Here is a 21,478-nt window from a genome sequence, read left to right on the forward strand (position 1 = left end):
CGTCCCGCATGACCGACACCACCTCGAAAGCGCCCCCGGCACCGGGGCGGCGCGCCGCGCCCGCCCGGAGCCGCTCCCGCCGCGGCGCCCCGCCCGCCCGGTCCTGGCGCGACCATCCGCTCCGCAGGATCACCCCGTGGCTGTTCCTGCTCGCGCCGCTCGCGCTGCTGATCACGTTCACCTACGTGCCCGTGGGCAACATGATCTACTACAGCTTCACGGACTGGGACGGCGTCAGCCCCGACCGGAACTACACGGGGATCGAGAACTACACCCAGCTGTTCACGCGCCCCGAGTTGTTCCGCGTCTTCTTCGTCAGCTTCTACTACCTCGCCGCGTCCGCCGTGCAGATCGTGATCGCCCTGTACTTCGCGACGATCCTCAGCTTCGACCTGCGCTTCCGCAACTTCTTCAAGGGGATCCTCTTCTTCCCCTACCTGATCAACGGCGTCGCCATCGGCTTCGTCTTCCTCTACTTCTTCCAGGACGGCGGCACCCTCGACTCGGTCCTGTCCTGGTTCGGCGCCGGCGGCGACCACGCCTGGCTCGGCGACCCGGACTCCGCCAACACCTCGCTCGCGGGCGTCTCCGTGTGGCGGTTCACCGGCCTCAACTTCGTGCTGTTCCTCGGCGCGATCCAGTCGATCCCGGGTGAGCTGTACGAGGCCGCGCAGCTCGACGGCGCGACGCGCTGGCAGCAGTTCCGGCACATCATCGCGCCGGGCATCCGGCCGGTGCTGAGCCTCAGCGTCATCCTGGCGATCTCCGGCTCCCTCGCCGTCTTCGAGATCCCGTACATCATGACCGGCGGCGCGACCGGGACGTCGACCTTCGTCATCCAGACGGTCAAGCTCGCCTTCCAGTTCAACAAGACGGGCCTGGCCTCGGCCTGCGCCGTCGTGCTGCTCCTGATCATCCTGCTCGTCACCTGGATCCAGCGACGGCTCGTGCCCGACGACAAGGTGGACCTCGTATGACCACGCTCACCACGGACGAACGGCCCTCCCCGCGCGGCCGGTTCCGCCTCGGCACGGCGCTGAGCTACCTCTCGCTCGTCGTCGCCTCCCTCGTCGTCCTCGTCCCCCTGGTCGTCATCTTCCTGACCTCCCTGAAGACGTCGCGGGAGGTGGCCGACGGCGGCGCGCTGAGCCTGCCGCACGACTGGTTCAACCTGTCCAACTACGCCACCGCGTTCACCGACGGGCACATGCTCACGGCGTTCGGGAACACGGCGTTCATCCTGCTGTTCTCGATCACCGGGACCGTGCTGATCGGCTCCATGACGGCGTACGCCATCGACCGCTTCGAGTTCCGGTTCAAGAAGACGGTGATGGCCCTGTTCCTCGTCGCCACGCTGGTGCCGGGTGTGACGACGCAGGTCGCGACCTTCCAGGTGGTCAACAGCTTCGGCCTGGTGGACACGCGGTGGGCGCCGATCCTGCTCTACATGGGCACGGACATCGTGTCGATCTATATCTTCCTGCAGTTCATCCGGGGCATCCCGGTCTCGCTCGACGAGGCGGCCCGCCTGGACGGGGCGAACACCTTCACCATCTACCGGAAGATCATCCTGCCGCTGCTGAAGCCGGCGATCGCCACGGTCGTCATCGTCAAGGGCATCACGACGTACAACGACTTCTACATCCCGTTCCTCTACATGCCCTCCGAGGACAAGGGGACGATCTCGACGGCCTTGTTCCGCTTCAAGGGGCCGTTCGGCGCGCACTGGGAGGCGATCTCCGCGGGAGCGATCCTGGTGATCCTTCCGACCCTGCTCGTCTTCCTCTTCCTCCAGCGCTACATCTACAACGGGTTCGCGCAAGGGGCCACGAAGTAGGGCAAGGGGCGGCGCGGAAGCGGAAGTTGACCTGTGGAGTTTCCACGAACGGGTTGTGTTGAACGTGTGAGCGAATCAGGATGGGGGCGCCTTCTGCGCTTCGTGCTCCTCCCGCCCGCCCGCACCCTCCTCTTCCCGAAGGGGTTCGTCATGCCCGAAGCACTGCCCCCGCTGTGGCTCCAGGGCCGCTCCGCGGTGATCGACGCCGCGGACGCCGCCGACTGGCGCGAGGGCGTACCGGACTATCACCTCTCGCACACGGTGATGCCCGCCCAGCGCACCATCGAGCACGCGCCCGGGTCCCTCGAGGCGATCGTCGAGGGGCTCGTCCAGGTCTTCGAGATGGAGGTCTCGCACAAGCACGACCCGGCGAAGTGGGTCTCCATGGTCACCGACCGGTTCCGCACCCGGATCAACGGCGGGCCCTGGGCCGACGCCGCCGAGATCGCCGACCGTGGCAGCTACAACGTCCTGATCGGCGACAGCGTCTTCTACGGCGCCGAGGACTTCCGCTCCTCGCACCACGTCTTCCACGAGGCGTTCCCCGGCGGCTTCTACTGGGAGGTTACGGAGGTGCTCTCCGCGCCGCCGTCCATCGCGTTCAAGTGGCGCCACTGGGGCGCGTTCGAGGGCCCGTACAAGGGTTTCGAGCCGGACGGCAAGCAGGTCGAGATGTACGGGATGAGCGTGGCCCGCGTCGACGACGACCTGCGCCTGCTCGAGGTCGAGCACTTCTACGACCCGAACGCGTTCCTCGGCAAACTGACCCGGGGCTGCCCGGTGACCGGGCAGCCCTGAGTCCCGCTACCGCTCCTCGCGGCTCAGCCGGCCTGGCCACCACGCCTTCGGCCCGATGTCCCGGACGAGCGCGGGGACGAGCAGGGACCGTACGACCAGGGTGTCGAGCAGGACACCGAACGCCACGATGAACGCGATCTGCACGAGGAACGCCAGCGGGATCACGCCGAGCGCGGCGAACGTCGCGGCGAGGACCACGCCCGCCGAGGTGATCACCCCGCCGGTGGCGACGAGGGCCTTGAGGATGCCGTCGCGCACCCCGTGGGCAAGGGACTCCTCGCGGGCCCTGGACATCAGGAAGATGTTGTAGTCCACGCCGAGCGCGACGAGGAACACGAACCCGTACAGCGGCACCGACGCGTCCGTGCCCGTGAAGCCGAACACGTGCGTGAACACCAGCGAGGAGATGCCGAGGGTGGCGACGAAGTTGAGCGCGACCGTCGCCACCAGGAGCAGCGGCATCAGCAGGGAGCGCAGCAGCCCGATCAGGATGACCAGGATGATCAGCAGGACAACGGGCACGATCAGCGTCCGGTCCCGCTCCGCCGTGTGCTGGGTGTCGTACTGCTGCGCCGTGTAGCCGCCGACCAGGGCGTCGGCCCCGTCGACCGCGTGCAGCGCGGTGCGCAGACGGGCGACCGTGGCCTTGGCCGCGTCGCTGTCGGCGGGGTCGTCGAGCGTGACGTCGAGGCGGACCTTGCCGTCGACGACGCGGGCGGGGCCGCCGCCGGGCCTCCCCTGCTGGTTCAGGGTCGCCGCACTGGCCACCCCCTCGGTCTTCTCGGCCCGCTCGGTGACCTCGCGCGCGCGGTCCGCCCCGGCGATGACGACGGCCGGGTTGCCCGCGCCGCCGGGGAAGTGCTCGGCCAGGGTCGCCTGGGCCGCGACCGACGGGGCGTCGTTGACGAAGATCTCGTCGAGCGGCACGCCCTTGGAGTTCAGGGTCGGGGCGAACGCCGCGCACACGAGAAGCCCACCGAGCGCGATCGCCCAGATCTTGCGCGGCGAGGTCTTCACGGCGTGGGCGATGCGGGGCCAGGGGCCGCGACCGCCCTCCGCGCCGGCGGGCCGCGGACGGGCCGGCCAGTACGCGGCATTGCCCAGCAGCACCAGGACGGCGGGCAGGAACGTCAGCGTGCTCAGGACCGCGCAGACGATGCCGATCGCGCCGACCGGGCCGAGGGCGCGGTTGTTGGTGAGGTCGCTGAGCAGCAGGGCGAGCAGCCCGAGGGCGACGGTGGCGGCGCTCGCGACGACGGCCCCGACCGAGCGGCGCAGGGCGGCGCGCATCGCGGCGAACCGGTCGGTGCGCCCGGCGAGTTCCTCGCGGTAGCGGGCGGTCAGGAGCAGGGCGTAGTCGGTGGCCGCGCCGATCACGAGGATCGAGAGGATGCCCTGCACCTGTCCGTCGACGCGGACGACGTCGTGGTCCGCGAGGGCGTAGACGACCGCGCAGGCGACGCCGAGGGCGAAGACCGCGCCCAGGATGATCACGAAGGGCAGCAGGACGCTGCGGTAGACGAGGAGCAGGATCACCAGGACCGTGACCAGGGCGACGACGAGCAGCAGTCCGTCGATCCCGGCGAACGCGCCCGAGAGGTCGGCCTGGCTCGCGGCGGGCCCGGCGACGGCCACGGTGGTGCCCGGCGCCTTGGCGGCCGCGGCGATCCGGTCGATGGTGGGCGCGAGGTCGTCCCCGAGGTCGGGCCGGAGCTGGACGATGCCCTGGAGCGCCTTGCCGTCCTTCGAGGGGACCGCGGGCGACACCTGGCCGACCACGCCGGGGCTGCCGCGCAGCCCGGCGAGCGCGCGCGTGGCCCGCTCCCGCTGCGCGGCCGAGACGGTGCCCTCGTCGTCCGCGGTCCACACGACGATCGCGGGCACCGTCTCGTCCTGCTGAAACGCCTTCTGCGCGTCGATCACACGGGTCGACTCGGCGTTGCGCGGCAGGAACGCCGCCTGGTCGTTGGTGGAGACCTCACCGAGCTTGCCCGCGTACGGTCCGAGCGTGCCGCCGACGCCGAGCCAGACGACGAGGAGGACGAGGGGCAGGAGCCAGCGTGCCTTGCGCGACGCGCCGGCGCTCACCGGCGCTGCCGTGCCTGCTCGTCACCGGTGGCGGAGGGGGGTTCCGCCTCGGCCGCGGAGGCGGTGCCGGCGGAATCCTGCTCCTTCTGGGCCGCTTCCTCGGCGCCGACGAGGTACTCGAAGGTGCCGGTGATGGTGAGGAGGCGGTCCAGGCGCGCGGAGCGCTCGACGATCCGCAGGCCCGCGCCCAGGGTGTCGAGACGGCGGCGCAGGCCGAGGAGCGTGGACAGGCCCATGGAGTCGACACCGCTCAGAGCGGAGCAGTCCAGGCGCAGGACGCGTATGCCGGGGTGGTCCAGGAGGGCGCGTCCCGCGTGGTCGGTGAAGTACCCGCTGGTGTCGTAGTCCAGGGCCCCCTCGACCGCGAGCGTGAGCACTCCGTCACGCGGTCCGGAGGCGGTGAGATGCAGTGCGGCGTATGTGGTCATGCGGGCTGCCCGGGTCCGGGGACGGTCAGAATCTTGCGGGCCGCGGTCAGGATGCCGAGGGCGCGCGGGAAATCGTTGAGCTGGTGCAGCAGGGAGTCCAGGGCGGGCAGCAGGGACTGCGGCGGGACGCCGCGGGCCTGGAGGATGTCGGCGGTCCAGCTGACGAAGGTCCTGAAGAGCGCGGGGTCGTCGACGTAGAGCGCCGTGATCAGGTACGTGACGATGTGGTCGATGTCCTCGGCCGTGCGCTCCATCTGCAACTCGGTGTACGAGCGCATCGGCGGGAAGGCCTCTTCGACATCGGCGAGGGTCTGTTTGACCAGCCGCCGCTTCGTCTGTCTGACCAGGGTGTACTCCTGGTCGGTCAGGTGCGGCAGATCCAGGTCGGGCAGCCGGGCCGCGTCGATCGTCGGCCGCTTCAGCCCCTTCTCCAGGAGCGCGTGGGCGCTGAGCGCGTCCGGCGCCCACACCGCCTGCATCCGGCGGGCGTACTTGCCGTCCGTGCCGAACGCGGCGCCGCCCGCCATGACGGGGGTGCCGGTGGTCTGGCAGGAGCTGATCGCCGTGTGCGCCGCGGGCAGGTGCGAGGGGATCGAGGAGGACAGCAGCACCGCTTCGGGGGTGCGCTGGTGGAGGTGGGCGATCAGGTGCTCGGTGGGGACCTGTGCGCCCAGGTAGTCGACGCTCCAGCCGCGCAGGCGCAGGATCTCGGCGACCAGGCGGGCGGGCAGCGCGTGCCATTCGCCGTCCACGCACGCCACCGTGAGGCGGCCCCGGTGCGGGGCGGGCGCGGCCGCGTCGGCGATGGCGGAGATGCACCGCTCGTTGATCGCGGTGGCCGCGTGCTCCTGCGCGACCGTGATCCGGTTGGCCGCCCACTCGACGCCGACCCGCTCCTGCACCGGCGCGATCAGCTCCAGGAGCACGCGCTCCGCCGTCGCCGGTCCGTGGGCCGCGGTGCCCTCGCCCGCGGCGAAGCGCACGAGGGCGACCGCGTGCGTGTCGTCGCAGTCGATCAGCGCGCTCCACAACTGCTCGCGGAGGTCGCTGAAGGTCGGCAGCGCGGAGGTTCCCGCGCTCGTCTCACCTGTCGTCATGCTGTAAACCTGCCCCGAGTATGTCCATCCACCGCGGTGAGGTGATTGTTGCGCGGCGCGGTGATGGCCAGGAGAGCCATGTCGTCGTGCGGACCGCCGTCGATCCACCGGGATGCGATCATCTGTACGTATTCGGTGACCGCTTCGGCGGGCAGCCCGGCGCACTGGCCGAGCGCGTGGCGCAGCCGCTGTTCACCGAACATGGTGTCGCCGAGCGGACCGCCGTGCGCCTCCGTGATGCCGTCGGAGTACAGCAGGCACGTCTCCCCCGGCGCGAGGTCCACGGTCGCCGTGGTGATCTTGAGCATCTCCGTCGGCAGGGCGCCGATCAGCATGCCCATCGTGTCCGCCGCCTCGACCCGCCCGTCGCTGCGCACGATGAGCGGGGTGGGGTGCCCGGCGCTGGAGATCCGCAGGCGCACGCGGCTGCCCGCACGCTTCACCGAGGCGAGGGCGAGCGTGGCGAACCGGGTGTGGTGCGAGGTCAGCAGCGCGTTGTTGAGCAGCGTGAGCAGCCGGTGGTGGTCCGGCGCGAACGGCAGCAGCGCCTCGATCGTGTTGCGGATCTTGCCGGTGAGCACGGCGGCCTCGAGCCCCTTGCCGCACACGTCGCCGAGGACGGCGAAGGTCTCGGCGTCGTCGCTGTCGGCGGGGTAGACGTCGTAGAAGTCGCCGCCGATCCGCTCGCCCGCGGCGGCGGCCCGGTAGCGGCCGGAGAAGTCGACGCCGCGCACGCCCTCCAGGACGGGCGGCAGCAGCTCCCGCATCAGGACGTCGGTGATGTGCGACTGCTCGGCGTATATCCGGGCGGCCGACAGGGCGGCGCCCGCGCGCGCGGCGAAGAGCCGGGCGAACGCCTCCTCGGCCTCGGTGAACGCGGCCTCGCGGCTGTGGCGCATCATCACGATGGCACCGGCCGGCAGGCCGTGTCCGGGCAGGGGCACGACGACGACCGAGCCGATCTGTCCGCCGTCCGCGGCGAACTCGGCCGGGATCGCCCACGCGGGGACCTGCGCCGGGTCGATCCAGCGCGAGGGCACCGGCGGGAAGCCGAGCAGCGCCTCGGAGAGGCCGGGCAGCTCCGACGGGTCGAGGGGGATCCTCTCCTGCACCACCGGCTCCCCGGTCGTGCAGCGGGTGACGGGGTAGGTGCGCCCTGCGCGGACGCCGACGATGACCGCCGCGTCCGCGAGGTGCTGTGCGGCCATGCGGGCGGTCACCTCCATGCAGCGCTCGGCGTTCAGCGAGGCGAGAAGCTCGCTGGAGACCTCTTGCAGGACGCGCGAGCGGGTGCGCTCGCTCTCCAGCTGCTCGCGGGCGAACCGCAGATCGCCGTCGTCGACCAGCCACCAGGACACTACGCCGTCGGCGCCGCGGCTGGGAAAGGCGTCGACCGACCTGTCCCCGAGGCGGCCCGAGGCCACCGGCAGGTCGGGTCCTTCACCGGCGGCCACCGCGGCGTGCGCCCCGGCGAGCCAGGCGGGGGCGGCGTCCGCGAGCCGGGTGCCGGTGTCGAGCCCCGGGAGGAGCGCACCGGCCTGTGCATTGCGGGACAGGACGCGGCCTGCCCGGTCCACGGTGACCGTCGGGTACGGGTTACGCGGCCCCGCGGCCGTGTCGACCTCTACGCCTCGGGAGCTCATCGGCTCCGTGGAGGAAACCATCACGTGGGACCCGCTGCGCAGGTCCCCACCACCCTTCGCTGGGAATCTCTAGGACAGCAACCGCTGTTGAGGACAGTGGGCTTGCGAGAGCCCGGCATCAGCACCGACGGTCACAGTTTCCATAAGGCAACAGTTGCACGGCCAAGGGGGCCGGGGCAACCAGGCCCACTCCAACGAGGAGGCGAACCCGTGGCGAGTACCGCGAAGCGCCGCAATCATGCCTCCGCGGCGCGTCCGAACCAGTCCAGGCACACCACGAGGGCGTCGTCGTCGGCCACCGCGTTCACATGTGCGGCCAACTCCTGGAGGATCGCCCGGGGCACCGCCGACGCGGGCAGCAGGCTCGCGCGCTGGATCGCCCGCGCGAGCATACGCTCGCCGTACTCCTCGCCCGTCGCCGACAGCGCCGCGTAGACACCGTCACTGACGAAGAGCAGACGGTCACCCCGGCGAACCTCGAAATCCTGTACGACGTAGTCGGTCTCCTCGAACATGCCGAGGGGCAGCTGGGCGTCGAAGGGCACCTGCTCGACCGCCATGCCGCGCTGGCGCCACAGCTGCGGCGAACCGGCGTCCACCACCTGCACCCGGCCGGTCTCCAGGTCGAAGGAGAGCAGCAGGGTCGAGACGTACTCCTCGCCCCGGTGCTGCGCGTACAGCGCCTGGTCGGCGAGGGCCGCCTGGTCCGCGATGCCGATTCCCGCCCGGCGGGCGTTGCGCAGCGCGTTCACGGCGAGGTTGGTCAGGAGCGCCGCGCCGATCCCCTCCCCCTTGCCGTTGGTGATGGTGAGGGTGAGCGCCTCGCTGGTCACGGCCCAGTCGAAGTTGTCGCCGTGGATGGCGTACGCGGGCTCCAGCTGGGCGCCGATCGCGTACTCGGTACGGGTGCAGGACCGCCCCGGCAGGAGCTGCCACTGCATCTCGGCCGCGAGGGTCAGCCGGCTGGCGCGGCGCGCCTGGAGGTAGACGTCGGTGTCCCGGTCGGCGACGACGATCTCCCGGCCCAGGATCTCGGCGAGGGCGGTGAGCTCCTCGATCTCCTCGGGCGTGCATCTTCGTTCCGGCACGCGCACGGAGAGGATGCCGAGTCTGTCGCCGTGCACGGTCACCGGCAGGTAGAGGTCGACCGCTCCGGAGCCGCGCACGACGTGGCTGCGCGGGTCCTGGCTCTCGAACGCCCGGCCCGCCGGGGTGTCGCGGAGCGGGAGCGCCTCCGCGGTGTGCGGCAGCTCCGTCACCTGCTGCAGGACGGTGAGCCCGTAGTCGGCCATCAGCAGGTCGACGCGGAGAGCCCCGTAGTGCTCGGTCAGCGCGGCGCGCACCGCGTCGAGCAGCGCGAACGGCGCGGCGGCGCGGACAGCCTTTTCCACAGCGAGGAAATTCTTCACAGCAGCCTTCTTCAGAGGGTCGAGCCGGCTGCCGAGCGGGAAAACGCTCCGCACCTACGAGCCGAGCGGGAACGCAGAAGCACAGTAACGATTGCCATGGGGCAACTGTTGACGAAGTGTATCCCCCGCGCCGCCCTCCGGGCGGGCGAGGTCAGGCGATGGCTTCGGAGGATCCTCCGGCTTCGCCCGGCACCGGACCCGGAGCGATGTGCGCCGCCGCGGCGTTCTGGAACTGTTCGAGGCCCTCGGCCAGCGTGCGCAGGTGGGCCGGGGACATGGACTGCAGGACCGCCTCGATCTCCCGCGCCCGCGAAGCCCGGAAATCGTCGAGGACGGCCGCACCGCGCCGACTCAGGCGCAGCACCACCTCGCGGCGGCTCGTCGCACTGGTCAGCCGCTCCACCAGACCCGCGGCCTCCAGGCGGTCGCACAGGCGGCTCACCGAGGAAGGACGGGACCCGAGCGCCTCGCCGAGGGCCCGCTGGTTGACGCCCTGCTGCTCCTCGATCACGGTGAGGGCCCGGAACTGCGACGGCGGGAGCGGTCCCGCCAAAGTGGCCTCCTGCCCGCGCCCCCACAGCACGTCGAGGAGTTCGGAGACCCGGCAGGCGGTCTGGGCCACGTGTTCAGCGCTGCGGAAGGGCAGACTCCGGGGCATGTCCCAGCACCCTCCCGTCCGAAAGTGGGGTCGACGGTCCACGAGCCTACAGGGCCCGACCCGGCCTCGTCTCGGGCCGGGTACGGGCGGCGTTCGTCACACCCGCGCGCCGCGGGCGGCGATCGCGCGCGCCAGATACGGGGCCGTGGCGCTCCGCTTCGACCGGGCGATCTTCGCGGGCGGCCCCGTGGCGATCACCCGGCCGCCCGCGTCGCCGCCGCCGGGCCCGAGGTCGACGACCCAGTCCGCCGAGGCGATCGTGGGCAGGTCGTGCTCGACCAGGACGACCGTGTTGCCCGCGTCGACGAGCCGGTGCAGCTGGCGCAGCAGGAGTGCGATGTCGGCGGGGTGCAGCCCCGCGGTCGGCTCGTCGAGCAGGTAGAGCGCGTGGCCGCGGCGGGCCCGCTGCAGTTCGGTGGCGAGCTTGATGCGCTGGGCCTCGCCGCCGCTGAGTTCGGTGGCGGGCTGCCCGAGGCGCAGGTATCCGAGGCCGACGTCGCGCAGCGTCTCCAGGCTGCGCGCGGCGCCCGGCACGTCGGCGAGGAAGTCGGCCGCCACGTCGACGGACATCGCGAGCACGTCCGCGATGTTCTTTCCCCGGTAGGTGACGTCGAGCGTCTCGGCGTCGTACCGCGTGCCCCCGCAGGTCGGGCAGGGCGCGTAGGTGCCGGGCAGGAACAGCAGCTCGACGGCGACGAACCCCTCGCCCTGGCAGGTCCCGCACCGGCCCTCGGGCACGTTGAAGGAGAACCGCCCGGCCGTGTACCCGCGGGCGACGGCCTCGTCCGTCGCCGCGTACAGCTTGCGCACCGCGTCGAACATGCCGGTGTACGTGGCCAGGTTGGAGCGGGGCGTACGGCCGATGGGCCGCTGGTCGACGAGGACGAGCCGGTCGAACGCCTCCACCCCGCAGACCTCGCCCACCTCGCCCTCGGCCACCACGGGGTCGTCCTCCTCGGGCGCCAGGGCGAGATGCTCCCGAACGACGTCGGCGAGGACCTGGGTGACCAGTGTCGACTTCCCCGAACCCGACACCCCGGTGACCGCCGTGAGCACGCACAGGGGGACGGCCACGGACACGTCGTGCAGGTTGTGCCGGGAGACGTCCGCGAGGCGCAGCCAGCCTTGCGGTGTGCGCGGACTGTGCTCGAACGGCTCCGCGCGGCCGAACAGGTGGCGGCTCGTCGCCGACTCCTCGACCTGTTCGAGGCCGGGCACCGGACCACTGTAGAGGACGCGGCCGCCGCCCTCGCCCGCCCCCGGGCCGATGTCGACGACCCAGTCCGCCCGGCGGACGACGTCCATGTCGTGCTCCACGACGAACAGCGAGTTGCCCGCGGCCTTCAGCCGCTCCAGGACGTCGAGCAGGGGCTCCGCGTCCGCCGGGTGCAGGCCCGCCGACGGCTCGTCGAGCACGTACACCACGCCGAAGAGGCCCGAGCGCAGCTGGGTGGCGATGCGCAGGCGCTGGGCCTCGCCCGGTGACAGGGTCGTGGAGCGGCGGCCGAGGCTGAGATAGCCCAGGCCGAGGTCGAGCAGGACCCGCACGCGCGCGACGACGTCGGCGCAGATCCGCACCGCCACCTCGGTCCGCTCCCCTGACCCTGCGTCCTCCGTGGCGGCCGCGGCGTCGGACATCTCGGCGACGGGGCGCAACAGCTTGACCAGGTCGTGCAGGGGCAGCGCGTTCATGGCGGCGATGCTGTGCCCGGCGAACGTCACCGCGAGCGCCTCGGGTCTGAGCCCGCTCCCCTCGCACTCCGGGCACGGCACACCGCGGACGAACCGCAGCGCCCGCTCCCGCATCCGCTCGCTCTTGGAGTCGGCGAGGACGTGCATGACGTGGCTGCGCGCGCTCCAGAACTTGCCGTAGTAGCCGTAGTCGACGCGGCCCTCCTCCGGCTCGATGAGGACGGAGGGCTGTTCGTCCGTGTAGAGGAGCCAGTCGCGGTCCTTCTTGCGGAGTCTGCGCCACGGCTTGTCGATGTCGATGCCCAGGCCGCTCACGATGGAGCGCAGGTTCGCCCCCTGCCAGGCGCCCGGCCAGGCGGCGATCGCGCCGTCGCGGATGCTGAGCGACGGATCGGGGACGAGCAGGTCCTCGGCCACGTCGTGCACGACGCCGAGCCCGTGGCAGTTGGGGCAGGCGCCCGCCGCCGTGTTGGGCGAGAACGCCTCCGCCTCCAGGCGTTCGACGCCCTTCGGATAGCTCCCGGCGCGCGAGTACAGCATGCGCAGGAGGTTGGAGAGGGTGGTCAGGGTGCCGACGGTCGAGCGGGAGCTGGGGGCGCCGCGCCGCTGCTGGAGCGCCACGGCGGGCGGAAGGCCGGTGATCTCCTGCACGTGCGGCGCGCCGACCTGCTGCAGCAGCCTGCGGGCGTACGGCGCGACGGACTCGAAGTACCGGCGCTGCGCCTCGGCGTAGAGCGTGCCGAAGGCGAGCGAGGACTTGCCCGAACCGGATACTCCGGTGAAGGCGACCATGGCGTCGCGCGGCACGTCGACGTCCACGGTGCGCAGATTGTGCTCGCTCGCGCCGCGTACGTGGACGAACCCGTCGGAGGTGGTGCCTTCCATGCGCTCTACCTGTCCGGGAGGGTGTGGTCGGCGAGGCCGCCCCGGCCCAGCGGGCCGGTCTGGTCCAGGGTCCGGCCGGCCGCGAGGCGGGCGTAGTGCGCGCGGGCGCGGCGGCTGATGACGGGCGGCAGGAATCCGCGCCCCAGCTGGGCGAGGCGCACCCATCCCGGCGCGTAGACCGCCACTTTGCGCTGCTCCACGGCGCGGACGAGCCGCTCGGCGACCGGGCCTGGGGCCATCACCCTGCGGGCGGGCGGCGGCAGCATGGAGCGCATGTCGCTGAGTGCGGGGTGGTCGTCGGCGTCACGGATCATGTCGGTGTCGACCCAGTTGAGGTAGGCGATGCCGACCGCGACGCCGCGGTGCGCGGTCTCGGCCCGCAGGGCGTGCGCGAACGCCTCCGCTCCCGCCTTGGAGGCGCAGTACGCGCTCATCATGGGGACGGCGCCGATGGAGGCGAGCGACGCCACCTGCAGGTAGTAGCCGCGGGTGTGCAGCAGATCGGGCAGGAAGGTCTGGGCGGTGAAGGCGCTGCCGGTGAGGTTCACGTCGATGACCCGGCGCCAGGATTCCGGGTCGGCCGTGCGCAGCGGCCCGGCCTCCGCGACGCCCGCGTTGGCGACGACGGCGGACGGCCGCCCGAGCCGGGTCCGCACCGTGTGCGCCGCGGATTGCAGCGCCCCGGTATCGGTGATGTCCGTCGCCAGGGTCAGCGAGGGCGTCGCCAGAGTGTCCGCCACCCGGTCGAGCGGCCCCTTCTCGTGGCCGATGAGAGCGACCCGGGCGCCCCGGTCGGCCAGTGCACGGGCGACGTCGGCGCCGATGCCCCGCGCGGCCCCGGTCACGACGACCGTCCGGCCGGTCAGCGGGCTGTCGCTCATGAGCGCTTGCGCCCCGTACGGTCCCGGCCCGCGAGCAGCCGCTGGGCCGCGGCGAGCGGGGCCGGCGCGTGGCGGCGCAGCGCGGCGCGGGCCGCGTTGGCGCCGGGGGCGCCGTGGACGCCGCCGCCGGGGTGGGCGCCCGCCGAGGCGAGGAACAGTCCTGGCACGGGGGTCTCCGCGCGGCCGGTCCCCGGCGCGGGACGGAAGACGAGCTGCTGGTGCATGGCGGCGGTGCCGCCGTTGATGGCGCCGCCGTGCAGGTTGCTGTCGAGGGACTGCAGGGTGGGCGGCGCGAGGATGCGGCGGGCCCGGATCCGGTCGCGGAAGCCGGGGGCGAAGCGCTCGACCTGCCGCTCGACCCGGTCGGCCATGACCTCCTGCTCGCGCGGGTCCCAGGAGCCGGTCAGGTTCTCGTCGCCCGCGTCGCCGCGGATGTGCTGCGGGATGTGCGTGTAGGCCCAGGCCGACTCGGTCCCGTCCGGCGAGCGTGAGGCGTCGGAGGTGGTCATCTGGCCGAAGAGCAGGAACGGCTTGCCGGGCACCTGGCCCATGGCGATCTGCGCGGCGAACGCGGTGAGTTCGTCGACGCCGTCGGCGAGGTGGACGGTGCCCGCGTGCGCGGCCTCCGGCGCCTCCCACGGCACCGGGCCGTCGAGCGCCCAGTCCACCTTGAAGGTGGCGAAGTCCCACTGGAAGCGGCGCAGGTCGTCGGCGAGCTGGGCCGGCAGGTGCTCGGCCGCGACCAGGCCCCCGTACAGCGTGGGTACGGAGACGTCGGCGAGGACGGCGCGGGAGGCGGGCACGGCCTCGCCGTCGGCGGTGCGCACGCCGACGGCCCGCCGGCCGCGCACGACGACCTCCGTGACCTTGCGGCCGCACTGCACGGTGCCGCCGCGCGATTCGAGGCGTGCGACCAGGGCCCGTACGAGTTCGCCGGAGCCGCCGACCGGGACGGGGAAGCCGTAGGTCTGGCCCAGCATCGCCATGAGCCAGCCGAAGCCGCCGCTGCCGGCCGCCTCGGGCGCGAGGTCGGCGTGGAGCGCGTTGCCCGCGAGGAGGATGCGGCCGCCCTCGCCGGTGAACTCCTCCTCGCCGAGGCGGCGGGCGGGGAGCACCAGCGAACGGGCGAGGCGCAGACCGCCCGCCGAGCGGAGCCGGTAGGCGAGCTTCGCGCCCGCCTTGACCGGCGGGAACGGGGTGAACAGCGCGTTCAGGATGTCCGGCCTGACGTCCTCCCACACGTCGTGCAGGCGGTGCCAGGCGTCACCGTCCCCCGGGGAGAACTTCTCCAGGGAGTCGGCCGTGACCTCGACCCTGCGGTTGAGGACCGCGCACCGGCCGTCGGTCAGCGGGTGCGCGAGCACGCTGGGCGCGTGGCTCCAGCGCAGCCCGTGCTCGTCGAGGCGGAGCCCCTTCAGGACCGGGGAGGCGGCGGCGAGCGGGTAGAAGGAGCTGAACAGGTCGCTGACGAACTCCGGGTCGACGCCGCGGTCGTGGCGGACCGCGCCGCCCGGCTCCGGCTGCTCCTCCAGGACGGTCACGGCCCACCCGGCGTCCGCGAGGACGTTGGCGGCCACCAGGCCGTTGGGTCCGGCCCCGATCACCACGGCGTCAGGCACGGTGCGCCCCGCTCGCCCGGTACCGCGCGGCGTCCCCCGCGGTCTTCGGGTGCGCCTGCTCCTCCTCGCAGACCTGGGCCAGTCGGGCGAGCATCGCGCGGTGGCGCAGCTGTATCACGGCTTCCACCCCGAAGTTGTGCAGGGCGCCCGCCGCACCGGCCAGCGGGTGTTCGTCTACCATCACCAGACAGTCCTCGCCCCACGGCCGCAGCTGCAGGGAGATCCGGGCCGTGCCCAGCGGGCCGGCCTTCGCCTCCAGTTCGAGGAGGGCGCCCTCCTCGCAGTACCGGACGACCGTCTCGTTGGTCAGGTGGACGGGGCCGAGCTGCACCTCGTACCGCAGGCTCGCGCCGACCTCCGGCCACTGCCCGCGGACCGGCTCGGACGACGCCGTGCCGACCACCCAGTCCGCGTACTTGGTGCCGTCCGCGAGGACGGCCCAGACCGCCGCCGGGGTCGCCTTGATCACTCGTTGCCGCCGCGCCATTCCGCCTCCCGCGTTCCTTGGTTCCGTACGTTCCGTGCGCGCGGGACGTTCCGTGCGCGCGGGGCGGTCAGTCCGGCCAGACGCCGGTCAGCTTCTTCGTCGTCCGCGCGCCACCCCGGACGACGGCCGCCCGCACGACGGCGAAGATCGCACCCTGGAGAGCGGCGGCCAGCAGGATCTCGCGCCACTGGCGCTCCTCGTCGGTGGCGTCGGGCGCGTCGTCGTCGTGCCCGAGCCGCTTCCAGACCTGCCCGAAGACGGCGCCGCTGACCGCACCCGCCGCCATCCCGAGGCCGATGCCGAACGGTTTGTAGGCGATCTTGATCATGTTCATTGCTGCCTCCGCATCCTTGTCGCTCATACTGCGGCCGGGCGCCGCGAACGGCATGTCCGCCGTGTCGTCCGGCCGCCCCCACCGCGTGCCCCGTCCCGGTGCCTTGGAACGTGAGTGACCTTGGGCTCAGCGCTGTTGGTGCTCCGCGCGGTAGTGCTCGTCGATCCGCGCGCGGTAGCCCGGGTCGGTGACGCGCATGTCCCGGTCGAACCGGGGGGCCGCCTTGATCAGGTCGCGCGGGCGGGCGACGTACAGGGTGCGGTCCGCCTCGTCGACGCGGGCGATGACCCAGCGCGGCAGCAGCACCTTCTTGCTGAGGAGCGGGCCGCCCGTGTCGACGACGAGGTGGTTCGGGGCCACCTCCGCGGAGTAGGCGTCGACCGTGCCGATCGAGCCGTCGCTCGCCTCGACGGCGTAGCCGAGGAGGTCCGCGTGGGTCAGGTGGGAGCCGGTGGGCTCGGTGGGGCTGAGGGGCGCCGCGGTGGCCTGCGCGTGGCCCTGGTCGTACGCGGCGTGCGCGTGACCGGGGTCGTAGGAGGTCTGCGCGTGACCGGGGTCGTACGTGGTCTGCGCGTGGCTGGGGTCATAGGGGTGGACAACTCTGTCGGTCATCACAGCGGTCCTTTCCGCTCGGCTCGTTCTGCCTCCCCACATGTCCCGGCCGTCTGCGCCGAAACGTCCCCCGGCGGGTGACAACGCCGCTCTCGAAGGGGCCAGTTGACCGCCCCCTCCCGACCGTTGCGGGACCTTCACATCGCGGGGTCCGTGAAGGCGTGAAGGCCGGGCAACCGGCAGGTGACGCTGCGGGGAGGACGCCGCTGATGCTGATAGTCGCTGTCGCACTGCTGCCCGTCATGGGGCTGCTGCTGCTCTGCATGGACCGGATAGAGGACCGCCTGCGCGGTGACGCCCGGCCACCGGCGGGCCGCCACCGGGGCCGCCATCTCCGGCTCGTCACCGGTCACGCCCGTGACGGCCGCCGCGAGGAGCCGGTCACCGCCCACCGCCGCGGCCGGGCGGCATGACCTCACGCCCGGAGACGGCCATGAGCAGGGACAGGGCCGTGCCGGTGACCTCCGACGCCCCGTCACCGACCGACAGGTCCGTGTCCGTCGCCGTGAGCCGGACGCGGGACGTGAGCTGTCCGGCGCCGCCGAACGCCTCCGGGGTGCGCGCGAGGAGACGCAGCGACCTGGCCACGGCCTCCGGCTGATACGTGTGTGTCAGGCCGAGCGGCCTGCGGATGTCCTCACCGTGGACGACCTCCTCGACGAGCCGGGTGTCGAGCGGGGCCGGTGGCGTCGAGGTGCGTGCCGCCACCTCGCGCAGCCGCGCCAGTGTTTCCCGAGGTGTGGCCCCGCGCTCACGCCGCACTCCGCGCTCGTTGAGCCGGTCGAAGTCGAACCGCGCCCGCGCGAGGCCGACGACGAAACGTGTGCGGGTGGTGAGCGCCGTGTCGACCAGATGGGCGACCACGTCGTGCACGGACCACCCCGCGCACAGCGAGGGCGTCTCCCACTGCGCGGCGTCGAGCCCCGTCAGGTCGTCGACGAGGGCAGCGCGCTCGGCGTGCACCATCCGCCAGACTTCGCTCCTCATGTCCGTGTCCCGCACGACTGCCTCCCGCTCGCCCTTGTCCCGCTCACACCAGCGTCACACCTGTCACGAGGGGAGACCTCCGGAGCGGGGCGAACTCATCGGAATCCGGGGCCCGTTCCAGTGGCATAATCGCCACCACCTCATCCCGCGCGCGTTGGAGTCACGTATGACGGCACAGTCCTCCGCAGGTCGTATCGACACGAGCAAGCCCCACCCGGCACGGGTCTACGACTGGCTGCTCGGCGGCAAGGACAACTACCCCGTCGACCAGGCGGTGGCGGAGAAGCTGCCCGCCGAGGCGCGGCTCAACGCCATGCGCAACCGGGCGTTCATGCACCGCGCGGCGGCCTGGCTGGCGCACCAAAGCATCGATCAGTACCTCGACATCGGCACGGGCATCCCGACCAAGCCGAATCTGCACCAGATCGTGCAGGGCATCGTGCCGACGGCACGGATCGCGTACGCCGACAACGACCCGATCGTGCTGCGCCACGCGGAGGCGCTCCTCGTCAGCGACCCGGCGGGGGCCACCGACTACCTGGAGGCGGACGTCCGCGAGCCCGCGGTCATCCTGGAGCACGCGCGCAGGTTCCTGGACTTCGAGCGGCCGATCGCCCTGTCGATGATCGCCCTCATGCACTTCATCACCGACGAGCAGGACCCCTACGGCCTGACCCGCAAGCTCGTCGAGGCGCTGCCCCCGGGCAGTTACCTGATGTTCTCGCACGGCACCACCGACGAGCACCCGCACCTGGTGAAGTCGGTGACGACGACCTACCGCGAGGGCGAGATCCCGCTGCGGATGCGGACGCGCGAGGAGATCGAGCCGTTCTTCGAGGGCCTGGAGCTGGTGGAGCCCGGCCTGGTCACCGCCACCAAGTGGTACAAGGACACACCCGCTCCGCGCGAGGAGCTGTCCGGCTTCTACGTGGCCGTGGCCCGCGTCCCGTAGCGCGCGGCACACCACAGGTCGGGGCCCGGACGGCGTAGGACCGCCGTCCGGGCCCCGTCATGTGTTCACGCGGTGCCGAGGGCCGTCCGCAGGGTGGCGACGGCCTGACCGATCGCGGCCTCGGCCGCGTGCGTTTCGCGCAGCGCGTTCAGCATGACGAAGTCGTGGATGACGCCCTGGTAGCGCACGGCGGTGACGGGGACACCGGCCTCGCGGAGCTTGTTGGCGTAGGCCTCGCCCTCGTCGCGCAGCACGTCGGCCTCACCGGTGATGACCAGGGCCGGGGGCAGGTCCTTGAGCTGCTCGACGGTGGCGCGCAGCGGGGAGGCGGTGATCTCGGCGCGCTGCTTCTCGTCGGTCGTGTACTGGTCCCAGAACCACTGCATGCCGTCGCGGCGCAGGAAGTAGCCCTCGGCGAACTGGTGGTAGGACGGCGTGTCGAACGAGGCGTCGGTGACCGGGTAGAACAGCACCTGCTGCACCAGGGGGACGTCACCGCGCTCCTTGGCCATGAGGGTCAGCGCCGCGGACATGTTGCCGCCGACGGAGTCGCCGGCCACGGCGACGCGGCCGGTGTCGAAGCCGTTGTCGGCGCCCTCCCGGACGACCCACTGGGCGACGGTGTAGATCTGCTCGATGGCCACCGGGTAGCGGGCCTCGGGCGACAGGTCGTACTCGGGGAAGACGACGGCCGCGCGGGCGCCGACGGCGAGTTCGCGCACGAGACGGTCGTGCGTGTGGGCGTTGCCGAAGACCCAGCCCGCGCCGTGGACGTAGACGATCACCGGCAGGGTCGCCGGGGCGTCGAGCGGCCGGACGACGCGGACGCGGACCGATCCGGTGGGGCCGCCCTCGACGGTGACCCACTCCTCGGCGATCTCCGGCTTGTCGATCTCCCCGGACTGCACCTCGTCGACGGTCTTGCGGCCCTCGACGGGGCCGAGGTCGAAGAGGTAGGGCGGATTGGCGGTGGCCTCGGCGAACGCGGCGGCGGCGGGTTCGAGGACCGGGGGCGTGACGGACGCGGCGGACGCGACGGGCTCGGACATCTGGATGCTCCTCACGATCGTGCCGGCGGCCTGGGCGGCCGCCCGGCGACGAGAGAAACGTACCGCTCGATTCAGTCGCGCACAACTGAATCGAGCGGTATACGATCGCGAGCGGCCGGAATGGTAGGGTGAGCGGTTGCCGAGAATCCGACGTAAGGACCGCAGCGTGGACGACGCCGCGGAGCCCAAGGGCTCCCTCCTCCTCCAGGACCAGTTGTGCTTCGCCCTGTACGCCGCCTCGCGCTCCGTCGTCGCGCGGTACCGACCGCTGCTCGACGCGCTGGAACTCACCTATCCGCAGTACCTGGTCATGCTGGTGCTCTGGGACCAACAGACGGCGTCCGTACGGGAGTTGGGCACCGCGTTGCAACTGGAGTCCAGCACCCTCTCGCCGCTCCTCAAGCGCCTCGAGAGCGCCGGCCTGATCCGCCGGCGGCGGCGCACGGACGACGAGCGCTCGGTCTCCATCACCCTCACCGACACCGGCGCGAGGCTGCGGGAGAAGGCCGAGGCCGTCCCGCTCGCCATCGGCGAGGCGATGGGCCTGACGCCCGAACAGGACGCCACGGCGAAGCAGTTGCTCCGGCTGCTCACCGCCAACGTCAACCGGGCCTGACGACTTTCCGGATACCTGTCTGTCGTTCCGCTGCGTCGATACGATGGGGCACGGCCGCACATGCCCTTCGGTGGGGGTCTCTGAGCGCTCGGGCCCGACGGGGGTGTGTCGTGAAGTCACCGACCGATCCCTGGCAGGCACTGACCGACCCCGACCCCGACGGCGCCGGTGTCGGCGTCGGCTGGCAGTTCCGGCGGCCGGGCCTGGCGCTGCGGGCCGGCCCGTTCGGTCTCGTCGCCCTGATCGCGGTGGTCAGCGCCCTGGTGCCGGGCGCGGGCTTCGAGTCCTGGCCGGTCTACCTGTCCAGCGTCGCCCTCCTCGTCCTGTGCGCGGGCACCTTCCTGCTGCCGTGGCGGCGGCTGCCCGCCTGGACGCCGGTCCTGGTGCCGCTGCTCTACACCGCTTCCGTCCTCCAGCTGATCCTGGCCTCGGGCACGGTCGCCGGGCTCGGCCTCGTGCTCCTCGTCCCGCTGATCTGGTCGGCGCTGTTCCACCGCCGCTGGGAGACGGGGTGCGTAGTGGTGGCGGTCGTGGCCGTCCAGGCCGCGTCGTCGGTCGCGCAGGACACGCCCGCCGCCGTGACCGGCAGACGCGTCGTGCTCTGGGGCGTCCTCAGCCTGCTGATCGCGGTGGCCGCGCACGGTCTGCGGGACCGGATCAACGCGTCCCTCGTGGCCAACGCGGCGCTCCAGGCCGAGGTGCGCGAACTCTCCCTGGCCCGTGAGCGGGACCGGATCGCCGCCGACCTCAGGGAGAGCGTCGTCCGCAGGATCTTCGAGGCCGGGCTCAGCCTGCACAGCACGGCCGCGATGATCGGCGAGGGCCCCGCGCACACCCGGCTGATGCGCGGGGTCGACGAACTCGACGGGGTCATCCGCGCCCTGCGCGAGAGCGTCTTCGACCTCAACGAGAACGAGGACCCGGAGCCTCCCGGCCCCGAGAAGCGCTGAACGTCAGCGCTTCAGCTGCCCGTCCAGCCACGCGAGCACCTCGGGGGTCACCGGGTCCGTGATGTCCGCGTACTCCTCGTGCTTCTTCAGGAACTTCGCCACGTACGGGCACACCGGCACGATGCGCAGCCCCGCACGGCGCACGTCGTCCAGCGCCTCACGTACGAGGATCGAGGCGAGGCCCTGTCCCGCGTAGGCGTCGTCGATCTCGGTGTGGAAGAAGACCCGCCGGTCCTCGCGGTCGCGGTACGCGGTGAACCCGGCGGTGGCACCGTCGACCTGGATCGCGTAGCGGTGCCGGGCGTCGACGCGCTCGACGGTGGGGGTCGACGGGGTGGTGGGCTCGGTCATGCGGGGCCTCTCGGTGCCGGGCGGGTGCGTGCGCGGGTGTTCACAGGCCGCGGGCCGGTGACGCTCCACAGCGCAGAGCGTACTTGGCTGCTTCCACGCGCCGGC

22 protein-coding genes are annotated in these 21,478 nt (G+C 72.2%); 7 read left to right on the forward strand and 15 right to left on the reverse strand.

Going from position 1 to position 21,478, the window contains the following annotated elements; translation table 11 throughout:
• Window positions 1-8: 8 nt before the first annotated feature.
• From C1N81_RS09410 to C1N81_RS09420, 3 genes are all read left to right on the forward strand, one after another.
• Window positions 9-977: a carbohydrate ABC transporter permease gene (locus C1N81_RS09410; RefSeq protein ID WP_394428293.1), complete on the forward strand. Its 969-nt coding sequence runs from the start codon at window positions 9-11 to the stop codon at window positions 975-977.
• A complete protein-coding gene (locus C1N81_RS09415; protein ID WP_394428294.1) occupies window positions 974-1,837 on the forward strand; it encodes a carbohydrate ABC transporter permease in 864 nt (287 codons plus the stop codon). The genes C1N81_RS09410 and C1N81_RS09415 overlap by 4 nt, the downstream gene beginning before the upstream one ends.
• Before the next feature lie 66 nt (window positions 1,838-1,903).
• Window positions 1,904-2,635 (forward strand): ester cyclase, encoded by a 732-nt coding sequence (locus tag C1N81_RS09420; protein ID WP_394428295.1) that lies wholly within the window; start codon window positions 1,904-1,906, stop codon window positions 2,633-2,635.
• A 6-nt stretch (window positions 2,636-2,641) separates the two neighbouring features.
• Here C1N81_RS09420 and C1N81_RS09425 read toward each other — a convergent pair whose 3' ends face one another.
• The 12 genes from C1N81_RS09425 to C1N81_RS09480 form a co-directional block, all read right to left on the reverse strand.
• Window positions 2,642-4,723: an MMPL family transporter gene (locus tag C1N81_RS09425; protein ID WP_394428296.1), complete on the reverse strand. Its 2,082-nt coding sequence runs from the start codon at window positions 4,721-4,723 to the stop codon at window positions 2,642-2,644.
• On the reverse strand, window positions 4,720-5,151 hold the full coding sequence (locus C1N81_RS09430) for an STAS domain-containing protein (RefSeq protein ID WP_394428297.1): 432 nt from the start codon (window positions 5,149-5,151) through the stop codon (window positions 4,720-4,722). The genes C1N81_RS09425 and C1N81_RS09430 overlap by 4 nt, the downstream gene beginning before the upstream one ends.
• Window positions 5,148-6,248, reverse strand: coding sequence for a cobalamin B12-binding domain-containing protein (locus C1N81_RS09435; RefSeq protein WP_394428298.1), 1,101 nt, complete (start codon window positions 6,246-6,248; stop codon window positions 5,148-5,150). Before C1N81_RS09435 ends, C1N81_RS09430 begins: the two co-directional genes overlap by 4 nt.
• Window positions 6,245-7,891 (reverse strand): PP2C family protein-serine/threonine phosphatase, encoded by a 1,647-nt coding sequence (locus tag C1N81_RS09440; protein ID WP_394428299.1) that lies wholly within the window; start codon window positions 7,889-7,891, stop codon window positions 6,245-6,247. The genes C1N81_RS09435 and C1N81_RS09440 overlap by 4 nt, the downstream gene beginning before the upstream one ends.
• A 236-nt stretch (window positions 7,892-8,127) precedes the next feature.
• Window positions 8,128-9,300 carry a PP2C family protein-serine/threonine phosphatase gene (locus C1N81_RS09445; RefSeq protein ID WP_394428300.1) on the reverse strand — a complete coding sequence of 391 codons (1,173 nt, stop codon included), beginning with the start codon at window positions 9,298-9,300 and terminating at the stop codon, window positions 8,128-8,130.
• Between the two features lie 151 nt (window positions 9,301-9,451).
• Window positions 9,452-9,958 carry a MarR family winged helix-turn-helix transcriptional regulator gene (locus C1N81_RS09450; RefSeq protein ID WP_394428301.1) on the reverse strand — a complete coding sequence of 169 codons (507 nt, stop codon included), beginning with the start codon at window positions 9,956-9,958 and terminating at the stop codon, window positions 9,452-9,454.
• A gap of 96 nt (window positions 9,959-10,054) precedes the next feature.
• Entirely contained in the window at window positions 10,055-12,535 is a 2,481-nt protein-coding gene (uvrA, locus tag C1N81_RS09455) for an excinuclease ABC subunit UvrA (RefSeq protein WP_394428302.1), read from the reverse strand.
• Window positions 12,536-12,540: 5 nt separating this feature from the next.
• Window positions 12,541-13,416, reverse strand: a complete 876-nt coding sequence (locus C1N81_RS09460) for an SDR family oxidoreductase (RefSeq protein WP_394428303.1) — start codon at window positions 13,414-13,416, stop codon at window positions 12,541-12,543.
• Complete coding sequence (locus C1N81_RS09465; RefSeq protein ID WP_394428304.1) at window positions 13,413-15,035, reverse strand: phytoene desaturase family protein; 1,623 nt, start codon at window positions 15,033-15,035, stop codon at window positions 13,413-13,415. The genes C1N81_RS09460 and C1N81_RS09465 overlap by 4 nt, the downstream gene beginning before the upstream one ends.
• Window positions 15,028-15,522 carry an SRPBCC family protein gene (locus C1N81_RS09470; protein WP_394428305.1) on the reverse strand — a complete coding sequence of 165 codons (495 nt, stop codon included), beginning with the start codon at window positions 15,520-15,522 and terminating at the stop codon, window positions 15,028-15,030. Before C1N81_RS09470 ends, C1N81_RS09465 begins: the two co-directional genes overlap by 8 nt.
• A 67-nt stretch (window positions 15,523-15,589) precedes the next feature.
• Window positions 15,590-15,856 (reverse strand): DUF4235 domain-containing protein, encoded by a 267-nt coding sequence (locus C1N81_RS09475; RefSeq protein WP_394428306.1) that lies wholly within the window; start codon window positions 15,854-15,856, stop codon window positions 15,590-15,592.
• A 126-nt stretch (window positions 15,857-15,982) separates the two neighbouring features.
• Entirely contained in the window at window positions 15,983-16,468 is a 486-nt protein-coding gene (locus C1N81_RS09480) for a PRC-barrel domain-containing protein (RefSeq protein WP_394428307.1), read from the reverse strand.
• A gap of 209 nt (window positions 16,469-16,677) precedes the next feature.
• Here C1N81_RS09480 and C1N81_RS09485 point away from each other — a divergent pair, with 209 nt between their 5' ends.
• Window positions 16,678-16,881, forward strand: coding sequence for a hypothetical protein (locus C1N81_RS09485; protein WP_394428308.1), 204 nt, complete (start codon window positions 16,678-16,680; stop codon window positions 16,879-16,881).
• Here the strand turns inward: C1N81_RS09485 and C1N81_RS09490 are convergent.
• The gene (locus C1N81_RS09490) at window positions 16,850-17,455 is read right to left on the reverse strand and encodes a maleylpyruvate isomerase family mycothiol-dependent enzyme (protein WP_394428309.1); all 606 of its coding nucleotides are present in this window, start codon (window positions 17,453-17,455) and stop codon (window positions 16,850-16,852) included. The two genes, C1N81_RS09485 and C1N81_RS09490, sit on opposite strands and share 32 nt — an antisense overlap.
• 166 nt (window positions 17,456-17,621) lie before the next feature.
• On the opposite strand from C1N81_RS09490, the gene C1N81_RS09495 reads away from it, so the two are divergent.
• Window positions 17,622-18,407, forward strand: coding sequence for an SAM-dependent methyltransferase (locus tag C1N81_RS09495; RefSeq protein ID WP_394428310.1), 786 nt, complete (start codon window positions 17,622-17,624; stop codon window positions 18,405-18,407).
• Window positions 18,408-18,472: 65 nt separating this feature from the next.
• Here C1N81_RS09495 and C1N81_RS09500 read toward each other — a convergent pair whose 3' ends face one another.
• Complete coding sequence (locus C1N81_RS09500) at window positions 18,473-19,456, reverse strand: alpha/beta hydrolase (RefSeq protein WP_394428311.1); 984 nt, start codon at window positions 19,454-19,456, stop codon at window positions 18,473-18,475.
• A gap of 166 nt (window positions 19,457-19,622) precedes the next feature.
• Here C1N81_RS09500 and C1N81_RS09505 point away from each other — a divergent pair, with 166 nt between their 5' ends.
• On the forward strand, window positions 19,623-20,072 hold the full coding sequence (locus C1N81_RS09505; protein WP_394428312.1) for a MarR family winged helix-turn-helix transcriptional regulator: 450 nt from the start codon (window positions 19,623-19,625) through the stop codon (window positions 20,070-20,072).
• A gap of 110 nt (window positions 20,073-20,182) precedes the next feature.
• Entirely contained in the window at window positions 20,183-21,022 is an 840-nt protein-coding gene (locus C1N81_RS09510) for a sensor histidine kinase (protein ID WP_394428313.1), read from the forward strand.
• A gap of 3 nt (window positions 21,023-21,025) precedes the next feature.
• Here C1N81_RS09510 and C1N81_RS09515 read toward each other — a convergent pair whose 3' ends face one another.
• On the reverse strand, window positions 21,026-21,373 hold the full coding sequence (locus C1N81_RS09515; protein ID WP_394428314.1) for a GNAT family N-acetyltransferase: 348 nt from the start codon (window positions 21,371-21,373) through the stop codon (window positions 21,026-21,028).
• Window positions 21,374-21,478 lie beyond the last annotated feature (105 nt).

It is taken from the genome of Streptomyces sp. SGAir0957, assembly GCF_043523415.1.

What these genes read in the sequence shown, in the direction of transcription:
- C1N81_RS09475 (WP_394428306.1), bottom strand. Translation starts at nt 15,856, where the DNA reads ATGAACATGATCAAGATCGCCTACAAACCGTTCGGCATCGGCCTCGGG.
- C1N81_RS09435 (WP_394428298.1), bottom strand. Translation starts at nt 6,248, where the DNA reads ATGACGACAGGTGAGACGAGCGCGGGAACCTCCGCGCTGCCGACCTTC.
- C1N81_RS09410 (WP_394428293.1), top strand. Translation starts at nt 9, where the DNA reads ATGACCGACACCACCTCGAAAGCGCCCCCGGCACCGGGGCGGCGCGCC.
- uvrA (WP_394428302.1), bottom strand. Translation starts at nt 12,535, where the DNA reads ATGGAAGGCACCACCTCCGACGGGTTCGTCCACGTACGCGGCGCGAGC.
- C1N81_RS09480 (WP_394428307.1), bottom strand. Translation starts at nt 16,468, where the DNA reads ATGACCGACAGAGTTGTCCACCCCTATGACCCCAGCCACGCGCAGACC.
- C1N81_RS09460 (WP_394428303.1), bottom strand. Translation starts at nt 13,416, where the DNA reads ATGAGCGACAGCCCGCTGACCGGCCGGACGGTCGTCGTGACCGGGGCC.
- C1N81_RS09495 (WP_394428310.1), top strand. Translation starts at nt 17,622, where the DNA reads ATGACGGCACAGTCCTCCGCAGGTCGTATCGACACGAGCAAGCCCCAC.
- C1N81_RS09450 (WP_394428301.1), bottom strand. Translation starts at nt 9,958, where the DNA reads ATGCCCCGGAGTCTGCCCTTCCGCAGCGCTGAACACGTGGCCCAGACC.
- C1N81_RS09515 (WP_394428314.1), bottom strand. Translation starts at nt 21,373, where the DNA reads ATGACCGAGCCCACCACCCCGTCGACCCCCACCGTCGAGCGCGTCGAC.
- C1N81_RS09500 (WP_394428311.1), bottom strand. Translation starts at nt 19,456, where the DNA reads ATGTCCGAGCCCGTCGCGTCCGCCGCGTCCGTCACGCCCCCGGTCCTC.
- C1N81_RS09485 (WP_394428308.1), top strand. Translation starts at nt 16,678, where the DNA reads ATGCTGATAGTCGCTGTCGCACTGCTGCCCGTCATGGGGCTGCTGCTG.
- C1N81_RS09490 (WP_394428309.1), bottom strand. Translation starts at nt 17,455, where the DNA reads ATGAGGAGCGAAGTCTGGCGGATGGTGCACGCCGAGCGCGCTGCCCTC.
- C1N81_RS09430 (WP_394428297.1), bottom strand. Translation starts at nt 5,151, where the DNA reads ATGACCACATACGCCGCACTGCATCTCACCGCCTCCGGACCGCGTGAC.
- C1N81_RS09415 (WP_394428294.1), top strand. Translation starts at nt 974, where the DNA reads ATGACCACGCTCACCACGGACGAACGGCCCTCCCCGCGCGGCCGGTTC.
- C1N81_RS09470 (WP_394428305.1), bottom strand. Translation starts at nt 15,522, where the DNA reads ATGGCGCGGCGGCAACGAGTGATCAAGGCGACCCCGGCGGCGGTCTGG.
- C1N81_RS09440 (WP_394428299.1), bottom strand. Translation starts at nt 7,891, where the DNA reads ATGAGCTCCCGAGGCGTAGAGGTCGACACGGCCGCGGGGCCGCGTAAC.